Annotated in this window: 7 protein-coding genes; 1 reads left to right on the top strand and 6 read right to left on the bottom strand. The window is 50.3% G+C overall.

What is annotated here, in order from left to right; genetic code table 11:
• The first annotated feature begins 161 nt into the window (after nucleotides 1-161).
• Nucleotides 162-689, top strand: coding sequence for a GNAT family N-acetyltransferase (locus tag AC5JMP_RS19500; RefSeq protein WP_495853155.1), 528 nt, complete (start codon nucleotides 162-164; stop codon nucleotides 687-689).
• A gap of 744 nt (nucleotides 690-1433) precedes the next feature.
• Here AC5JMP_RS19500 and AC5JMP_RS19495 read toward each other — a convergent pair.
• From AC5JMP_RS19495 to AC5JMP_RS19470, 6 genes are all read right to left on the bottom strand, one after another.
• Nucleotides 1434-4388: a CHAT domain-containing tetratricopeptide repeat protein gene (locus AC5JMP_RS19495; RefSeq protein WP_495853154.1), complete on the bottom strand. Its 2955-nt coding sequence runs from the start codon at nucleotides 4386-4388 to the stop codon at nucleotides 1434-1436.
• 66 nt (nucleotides 4389-4454) lie between these two features.
• Nucleotides 4455-6893 carry a tetratricopeptide repeat protein gene (locus AC5JMP_RS19490; protein ID WP_495853153.1) on the bottom strand — a complete coding sequence of 813 codons (2439 nt, stop codon included), beginning with the start codon at nucleotides 6891-6893 and terminating at the stop codon, nucleotides 4455-4457.
• 9 nt (nucleotides 6894-6902) lie between these two features.
• Nucleotides 6903-7622, bottom strand: coding sequence for a CHAT domain-containing protein (locus tag AC5JMP_RS19485; RefSeq protein ID WP_495853152.1), 720 nt, complete (start codon nucleotides 7620-7622; stop codon nucleotides 6903-6905).
• Between the two features lie 408 nt (nucleotides 7623-8030).
• Nucleotides 8031-8156: a hypothetical protein gene (locus tag AC5JMP_RS19480; protein WP_495853151.1), complete on the bottom strand. Its 126-nt coding sequence runs from the start codon at nucleotides 8154-8156 to the stop codon at nucleotides 8031-8033.
• A gap of 15 nt (nucleotides 8157-8171) precedes the next feature.
• On the bottom strand, nucleotides 8172-8528 hold the full coding sequence (locus AC5JMP_RS19475) for a tyrosine-type recombinase/integrase (protein WP_495853150.1): 357 nt from the start codon (nucleotides 8526-8528) through the stop codon (nucleotides 8172-8174).
• Between the two features lie 485 nt (nucleotides 8529-9013).
• Nucleotides 9014-9769 carry a CHAT domain-containing protein gene (locus AC5JMP_RS19470; protein WP_495853156.1) on the bottom strand — a complete coding sequence of 252 codons (756 nt, stop codon included), beginning with the start codon at nucleotides 9767-9769 and terminating at the stop codon, nucleotides 9014-9016.
• Between the last annotated feature and the right edge of the window lie 78 nt (nucleotides 9770-9847).

Genomic DNA, 9847 nt, shown 5'->3' with positions numbered 1-9847 from the left:
TCTCCTCCAGGGGACTTTCACCCCATTAGTTCACGCCCATGCTGGGCGTACACAATTGTGTTGCAGCGGAACGTATTGGTCTTCTTCGTTGAGTGGCAAAAGGTATCTGCGTCCGCTGAACACGACCGTTCGACGTCTTCATTGGCGTGAGGGTAAATGGTATGAGTCAAAATCCCGACCTAACGATTCGTCGCGCTAACCCTGAGGACGCAGGCTTGCTGTCCGAGTTAGGTGCGCACACCTTCTTCGAGACGTTCGCCGCCGATAACAGCCCGGAAGATCTGGCTGCCTACCTCTGCGCGTCCTTCAACCCCGCGCAGCAGACAACTGAGTTGAACGATCCCGCCTCCACCTTCTTCATTGCGGAAGTCGGCGGGCTCGCAGCGGGTTACGCCCAACTGCATGCAGGCGAGCCAGCAGCGGGCGTCGAGGGACCTAAGCCCATCGAACTGGTGCGGCTGTATGTGTCGCGGGAATGGCTAGGTCGCGGCGTCGGGGAGGCGTTGATGCGCGCGTGCGTAGATGGGGCGCGGCAGGTAGGGTACGAGACTATTTGGCTCGGCGTGTGGGAGCGGAACGGGCGTGCGCAGGCGTTCTACCGCAAGTGGAACTTTTGCGCAGTCGGCGAGCACGTGTTTCATTTGGGCTCAGACCCACAAAGGGACATCCTGATGGAGCGTGCGTTATAGCCAGTGAGGGCATTTGCTCTCTGGCGGGCACCACCGAACAACGGCATGCACCCGACCCGCGACATCGCCTTCATTTAGCAACGGAACAATAAACAACTCTAAGCTCAAAAGCACTGCTATGACTGAGTTTTAGAAATAGAGTAGTTGCTTAACAGTGCAACTACTCAAACGATTTTGCTTGGTTCTAGACTTTTAGCTCAACGAGAAATCAAGGGTTTTAGACCATAACTAAACGGTGATTTAAGCTAAATCTAGTCCAGAGCTATTGACGGCAAGAGAAGAACGCCAAAATCTGTATAATCCTGAAAAAGCCTGAAAGCTTTACCCATCAAAGAATCTAACGATTTGAATGTCTTAAATTCTACAAAAAACAGAGGCTGAAATCCTTGCTAGGCGAAGGTTTTAGCCTTAACGTTGTTTTTTTCGCGTTTGCTAAACATACCCGATGTAGCAAATCTCAGGTCATCAGAAAGTAGCATCTTGCCCTAGAGAAGCTTTGACGGATTGCGCTAGTGATTTACAAATTGTGCCAAATCTTTTGCTTATTCACACCCGTTTAGGCGTGATGAAATTGGTGTATGAGGGGTCGAGTTAAACTCAGCGGAGTGGGTGACTGCTCCGCTGAGTTTAACTCGACCCCTAAGTGTGGTGTCCCAAATCTTTGAACTTGTTGTTTGATTGAGCTTGCCTCCATTCCATCGTTTGTTCCTCAATAGTTTTTTCGACAGAGCCGAAAGGGATACCTCACTCAGCAGTACCCATGAGAGAGAATGCAGCCCATTGTCGAGGATCCTTATAGTTTGCCTTCGTTGCCACCATTGCGTCTCGCAGGGCGACTGCTTTATCTGGTGAATCCATGCCTCGTAGCTTCTCATAGAACTGATTCATCAGCTCAGCCGTGGAGCCATCGTCAACACTCCACAAGGAGAGAATCACGCTGGGAACCGTTTTTAGAAAAGAGCGAGAAAGCCCCATGACTCCATCTCCCGTTAGCCGACCTTGTCCCGTGCTGCAAGAACTCAAAACCGCGAGATTTGCCGTCAGTTTCAGGTCAGCAATCTCACTGGACGTGAACCAGCCATTAGCTGACTCGGTATCTCCATCGGCAGTTAGGGCAATCGCCCCCGGCACGGCGTACCCTGGGCAGTTATCTAACAGCCCGTGAGCCGCCAGATGAATCAGGCTAGCGCTGTTGATCTTTTGTCTCACGGTACTCTCGGTCGCTTGGTCTCTGATTAGGGGCTGCGCATGCAATAGCTTAGCCACGTTCTCAGCTTCAGATTCTGCACCGTACAGTGGCGGTAAGACGATATCTCCGCCCTGACAGTTGATTGAGGGTGACTGAGGATTGCCCACAATCAGTGGATTAGAAAATAGGCGATCTCTGGAGGGCAGGCGCGAGTAGATTTGATTCAAGACCTGAATCGAAGGCGCGGTCTGCAATATATGCGATTCCAGGAGAGATTTTCCGGTCTTGTCCTGCAAAGCTGCGAAAGGAATCAGAAATAAACTGCCGTCGGGAACCAGCAAGACGTGCTCATCAGGCGATGTGGGCAGCAAATCGGCGATCGGCTCAATCAGCAGCGCATGGAGATTCTGGAGCGTGTCAGCCTGCGCTTTTGAGTCGAAAGGAACATCTGGAGCGGTTGCAGCTTTGTTTGCCGTTCTCCCATCCTTTAGAAATGTGGCACGCTGATTTTTTCCATCTGAGCCATAGAGACCAATCTGTTTGCGCGCTTCATGAATCCAGTTTGTGGCAGTCTGAGCGCTGTATGCCTGCAACGCCTCGCTGATTGACTGCGATCGAAACTCAATTTCTCCGGTGGGCTTAACCACCCAGATCAGCACCTCTGCTGGACGATCGGCGACGATCGGCTGCTCGATTAAAGAGTATTCGACCAGAGTTAGTTTATGTTCTTGGGCAACGCACCGGATTTGCTCAATTGCCACCTTGCCGCTACAGCGGTTGGAATTGCTGTCTGCATTGGCTGTGGGATTTGCAGCCCGATTCGCGCCCAGCATTTCTGCAAAAACCTGCGCTCTGCCATCCTCGGAGATGACCAGCGCTTCCTCATTCTTTCCTTGCTGAATCAGCGTCTGCTGGAGGTTGAGATAGGCGTTGCGCTGAGTATCAAAGAAAAAAACTTTGAGCGTATCGCTTAAGCGCTGCTTCGACAGCTTGTTGCGGAGGTCGATCGCCGCCTTAAACTTTTCTTCGGCTTCTGGGAGCATGCCTTGTTGAAGATACACCAGACCCGCCAGGTTATAAACCCGTCCCAAACTTCGATCGTTGTTGGGAAACTTGACGCGCAACGTACAATCAAGCTGCTTACGCTCACAGGCTTTATCTAGCTCACTTTTAGCAGTATCCGATAGCTTGTCCAGCTGCTCCGACAGCTCGGAAAGCCATTTTTTCCCAGATTTAAACTCGATAATAAGATTAATAGAGTCCTTCACTATCGTCTTTTCATCTTCACAGATACTCGAAGGATTTCGAGCCACTTTGTCGCAGTAATCCTTCGATTTGTCAAAAGCCAAAAGACGCGTAATTAGATCTAGCTGCTTTGACGGGTGAACCAATTTTTGATAGCGCTGAATGAAACCATCGGCGATTTTGAGCGCTTCTTTCAATCTTTTTTGAGAGAGCAGAAAGTTAATCCAACTTTCGTAGAACCTCGAAGCCGCAGCGGAGTGAGCAAGGACAGGGTATTTGTCGATAAGCCGTTTAACTTCTTCGTACTCTTTTCCGGCTTTTTCAGTTTCCTTATTTCCATCATAGGCTTTAGCCAGACTAGTCAACGTTGCAATCCAGCTAGGCTGCAAGCTCATATCCACACCAGATTTTGTGGTTGCCACTTTCAGCTTCTTATTGAGCTTATTAATGATCTTAAACCGTGCTTCGTAGTATTGGATTGCCTTCGTGCCGTTCTGTTGAATATAGTAATTATCTCCAATGCTCCCCAAAGCATCGCCAACAAGCTGCGATCCTGTGTAACCATCAAAACCATTAGCGTCTTGATCCGGATCATTTTCAAAATGCTGAACTTCGTAGGCTATACCCAGGCGCTGCTGGTGGTATTGCAGCGCCTGTTCATAATCTCCTAACTCCTGATAAATCTCACCGATACTACCCAGCGCCACGGCTTCGTGACGCTGATTGCCCAAAGCTCGCGCCCGTTTCAGGTAGCCAGTAAAATTGCTCAATGCATTGGCAAAATCACCGATCGCCCGATATCCATTGCCCACACCATACAGCGCCAGCAGCAACTGGCGGTCTCCTAGCTGCTGCGCTAGCTCCAGCCGCTTCAGGCTCAGACACAGCGAGTCCTGATGATACTCTGCTTTGCTATTCTCCTCTGCTTCTTGCCCCAGAAAGTTCAGAAGCTGTTCTGCTTGCTGACGCTGAGCAAACTCAGCCAGCGCTGCTCCATTACCACCGACCTCCTGCTTAAACTGCTTCGAGTCAAACTGCTCGATCGCTTTTTGGATCACGACATTACACTGCTGGTCTTCGCTGCTAGCGCTGACCGGTGCGGTCGGGGTAGCGAGTGCGACTGGAGAAGCGAGTGCCGCTGCCTCAGGTTGACGGCGTAGAGGGGGTGAAGCGCTTCCAGAAAACAAGGCATCAGTCGCTGGACGACATCCCACAAATAGAAACAACGCGACGCAGAGCGTCAGAAAAAATCGTTTGAGCTTCATGCGGGGCGCTAAGCAGGGCTGCGACCACGATAGGGCGGCTGATAAAAGCTGTCAACAAATTTTAAACTATTTCATGCGCTCTTCAGATTCCTGTGGCTCTGACATCCTGGCTTGCAGCTCGTGGAGCTGTTGCTGAAAGATCTCGATCACATCTGCATAGTCAGCTTTGAATTTTGCTTCCAGGATGGCAATCGCTCTAATATACACAGCTTCAGCTTCAGCGCTGCGCCCCTGAGCCGCATAGAGTTTGGCCTGATTGCTCAAGCCAAAGGCAACGTAAGGGTGATCGCTGCCCAAACAGCGGACAAACCCCTGCAACGCCGTTTCCAGCAGCGGCTCTGCTTCTGAGAGGCGATCGAGCGAAGTGTAGAGTGAAGCCAGTGTATTCAAGTTATTGGCGACCATTAAATGCTCCTCACCCAGCAGTCGCCGATTCCGCTCTAGAATCCGGTTGGTGAGAGCCACTGCTTCAGCGAATCGCTCCTGCTTGGCATAGACCACGGAGAGATTATGGAAACACTCGATCGTTAATTCATGCTCTTCTCCCAGCGTTTTTTGATAAATAGCAGCAGCCCTGAGATACAATTCTTCTGATTTAGTGAACTGTTCCTGATATTGATATAGGATCGCCAGCGCTGCCAAGCTTTCGGCAATCTCTGGGCAATCGGTAGCCAGCAGGGTTTGGCGAGTAGACAGGGCTTGCTTCAGCAGCGGTTCGGCCTCGGCAAATCGCCCTTGCTCGGTGTAGAGAATCGCCAACTCATTTAACGTTAGTGCCACTTCTAGTTGCTTGCCAGCTTGCTCGCTGTCAGGCTGTTCTCTGTCAGACAGTGCCAGCCTGATTTGCAATGCCTGTTGATAAAGCGGCTCAGCTTCAGCGTAGCGTCCCTGAATCTTATACAACCCTGCTAGCCGCGTCAGGATCAATGCCAGATCGCTGTGCTGGTGGCCCAACCGCTGTGTTGCCTGATGCCAGCCCTGTTCATACCATTGGGCAGCCTGTGAAAAGAAGCTCTGACCTTTGTAAAATTGCCCCAGGGCGATAAAAGGCTTAACCAGATCGGCAGATGGTAGTGTTGCTGTTAGTGCGATCGCGGCTTCGGCAATGTGCGGAACGGTAGGCGCGACAGTGCTAATGATCGGTAGCGGGAGAAACTCTGGAATCTCTACTGCTGCCTGGACGGTCGCCCGACAGAATTGCTGCCTCAGCTCGTCCAAATCGGCGTAGTCCTGCTGTTTAGCCTGCAAGAATTCTCGCATCAACTGATGAAATTGATACAACTGATTGCCTTTGCGCTGGAGCAAGTGCAAATTAATCCAGTAGTCATCTCGCAATTCCTCCAGTTCTTCCGGATCTACATCAGTCCAGCAGCGCTCGACCAGTGACCAGGGAATCGGCGACAGTGCAAACAGGCTCAGCAACAGCCCCATCTGCTGAGCTGCTGCACTTAGGGTCTCCCAGCTCAGCTCAAAGGCAGCTGCAACGCCAGTATGAGCGGTCATATCTTCATCGGGCTGCTGCAGCGCTTTTTCCGCCAGCCGCTTCTTCTCTAATCGCTGCTGCATGGTGGCAATCGACCAGTCTGGCTTGCGATCGAGGTAGCGCCCCACGAGTTCAATGCCCAGCGGCAGATAGCCCAACCAGGCGCAGAGCTGCTTCGCCGTTTCCGTTTCTGCTTGCAGTCGCTCTGCCCCGATCAACGAGTTTAGCAGGGCTAGCGATGCGGCTTCGTCTAAGACCTCAATCTCTAATTGCTTGACGGACTTACCTAAGCGCAGGCGCGTGGTGCAAATTACTTTGAAGCGGCGATCGTGCGGCGGCAAATAGGGCTTAATGACTGCATATTTGACAACATCGTCGAACAAAATCAGCGTGTCTCCGTCAGGCCAATGAGTCCAGCAAAAACCCACCTGTGCTAACAGATCCAGGTCTTCGGGTGGCTGAAGCTGAAGGTACGATCGGGCAAATTGGACAATTTGAGTCCCGACTTCCAACCCTCTAGCGTGAATCCAGCAAATCCCACCAGGATACTCCGCCTTGTACTGATTGGCATACTGCACGGCTAATTCTGTTTTACCGATGCCGCCCATGCCAGCGATCGCTGTGATTAGCTGCTGAGGATGCTGGAGCTGTTGGTGCAGAATTTCCAGCACTTCTGTCCGTCCCACAAACTGCACTGCTCCACTGCGCGGCAGATTCTCGGGAATACCTGTTGCTGTCGGCTTGTGGAGCGGCTGCAAGACCTCTTGGAGAATGCTGCGGATCGTTTCGGCATCCGCGCCCTGGTAAATCTTGTCGCCGATATGCACTTCTCCACCGCTGATCTGTCCGATTGTGATCTGGCGGATCGGTTGACTGTCTTGTTGATCCTCTGCTTGGGCAGCAATTTGTACTCGATCGCCAGACATACTGATCGAGTCGCGCAGCTTAATAATTTCTGCTTCGGTCTGCTCGCCCACCAGAATGTGATTGAGGATGGCGGCTAGCTCGTCAGCGTGAATCATAAGCATGCATCATAACGGGGGCTGGGATTCGCGTTTCTGCAAAACCGGGATCAGGTCTTGTGGTATCCCCTCTAGCGCAATCGCATTACACCCTAGCTCATAGGCATCCTGATAAGACCAGCCCGCCCCCAGCGCATCATAAAAGCCAACCGCAAACAGAATTGCAGCTCTGCGCTCGATGGCGTCACTCATGCCGATTACCCAACGAACGTGCTGCGCAATCGCAGTCGCTTGAGTAGTTGAGTGGTAGGCGTTCAGGACGACACACTCTAAACCCCGACTAGCAAACAGCTTAAACAAGTCAGAAAGGGCATCTGTGGCAGCCCACTGAGTTTGTCCCAGTGCATTCTCCAGCGCCAACCCCTGTGTCTCTCCTGCTTCGCCACAAAAGTGGAGGATTTGTGGCTGAATCTCCAGCAGCGATCGCCGCAGATCTTCAGGACGGACGGCCCAACGTTGTTCCAGATGAAATAGGTTGCGATGTTTTCCTAAACGCAGCCCAGCGTCGATTTCCCGAACCTCTCGACCTAACTGCTCATGACTACGGTCAACCGGGCTGGCAGCCAGCACCAGAATAGTCCGTTGAGCAGGCTGTCGAGCTTCTACCCCTGCTGCGAGCGCCAGATTAGCAGGTGAAGCATTGGCGTAGGTACGATCGCCTACCTGCACTTCTCCGCCTGTGATCTGCCCAATGTTGATGCTGTACTTACCCTGTCCAGAGTTCGTCATACGCCGTGTCAGGAAACAAATAACCTTGCCTAAATCATACGTTCAACCTTCAATTTCGGCAGTAAGATTTTAGACTATACTAAATCCCCACTCAATCGAAAGCTTCGGGCTAGACCATGCTTAAAACAGGTAATTGCTCAACTCAGAGGGAATAAGGATTGGTGAAGGTTCAAGGCAGCAGCCTAACATAGCCTTGAGGAAAATAGGAGCAGTGCATCTGGTTAATGGACACCTTTAGCTGCGTTTGAAGCTATGTAACCGTTGGCTCTAACTGTTAATGCTTACGTCCTTGCAAAAACGTTTGTTTGTGCACCGAATTTCAAGTAACGAGCAATCAAGTGTTATGGCGTTGCATAAACCTATTGCAGAACGTGATCCAATGGCAATGGGTTAACGCCGAATCATCTCTCAGAGTTCTAGCTCATAGATTTGGGCGATCTCATCGGACTGAATTCCCAAATACGCCAACGTTTGCCGCTGGGTTGCATGGCCGAATGCCTCCATCAAAAGCGGAATAGCCGTGCCTCGCTCCATTCGCTGCCAGTACCCTCAAGTCTTACGAAGGGTATGGCTGCCATAATTTCCCTTCAACCCTACGTCTTGGCACCAGCCCTTCACCATCATGCTGACCGTAGTTACGGTCAAGCAACCCCGCTGCCCAGTGAATAGATTATCCTCATCCTGAAGCTGGCTGTCTTCCAACCAATTCTGAATTGCCAAAATTGCCGTGCCATTGAGTGTCACGGGACGATACTTGTTCGTTTTGCGCTGCTTCAACTCCAAGACATCCCCCACTCGCTGAGATCGCACCTGCTTGACTTTAATTGACAGCAGTTCGTTTGCTCGATAAGCGGTGTTGATGCCCAGCGTGAACAAACACAAATCACGAGGATGATCTGCCAGCACTTTTTTGATGCGACCGATCGCCTTCTTATCTCAAATGGGTTCCACCTTAATGGTTGATCCAGCGGCTGGATGGTGGGGATTTTCTCCTTTTTGGAACGGCATCACGCCCCTTTTTGCTTTTGACTAAGTTTTACTATTATTACGCAAAAACTTAATGAGTTAGCAAGTTGATATTTTTAGCCACATTCAGCAGAACAATACTCAAAGTTAAGCTGGAAGCTCGTTTAGCGGGATCGTTCAGCTCACTAACTTTCCTTCAGAAGTTAGTGGGCTGAACGATCCCGCTAATCTATGAGCTAGAACTTTGAAAGATGTGATTGGTGTAAACCCATTGCCATTGGATCACGTTCTGCAATAGGGTTATGCAACACTAGAACACTTGATCTTTCGTTACTTGAAATTTGGTGCATAAACAAACGTTTTTGCATCGAATCCATTGTTTCTAAAACTGTCACACTCTAAGAACTGTGCATAATTGCGATCTATTAAGTTTTCTGCTTTAAGACAGGTAGCAAGTTTTGGGCAATTCCTTCTAGTGCGATCGCATTACACCCTAATGAATAAGCGTCGGTATAAGACCATCCTGCTCCCAATGCATCATAAAAGCCAACTGCAAAGCTAATTGCAGCTTTATCCGCTATGGCATCGCTCATTCCAACTACATAGTTGATGTGTTGAGCAATCGCTTCAGCCTGAACTTTTGAATAACAGGCATTGAGGACAACGCACTCTAATCCCCTTTCAGCAAACAATTGAAACAGTCCAGCGATCGCTTCAGTTGAGACAAGTTTGGCTTTCCCTAACTCATCTTCTAGTAGTAACCCCGCTTCCCCTTCTCCGTGTCCACAAAAATGAACGATTTGCGGTTGAATTTCGAGCAAAGCTCGACGCAAATCATTCGGACGGACTGCCCAGCGTTGCTGCAAGTCAAATTTCTCCCTATGTTTGGCAAGACGTAATCCTTCATCAATTTCCCGCACCTCTCGATCAAGACGCAATTTTGCTTGATTAACTGGGCTAGCAGCAACGACTAAGATAGTTCGCTTTGGATCAGGGCTAGATGTAGGAGCAGCGTTCTCAGATTTGGGTGAGATCTGATGCCCATAATAGGTTCGGTCACCAACCTGGATTTCGCCTCCCGATATCTTGCCGATATTGATATTGAATTTGCTGCCTTGCTGAGAATTGGTCATCACTCTACTACACTGCCTCAGTACATTGATTGTCTGGCTCGGTTGCAGGATTCTGGTTTCATTGAAAAATCCTGCATTTAACCTGTTATATCACTGACAAACCGTAGAATGAGCTATGTCCGTAGC

The sequence above is a fragment of the Drouetiella sp. genome (assembly GCF_059504425.1).
The sequence above is the reverse complement of the archived record's forward strand: the minus strand, read 5'-3'. Positions and strand labels throughout refer to the sequence as shown.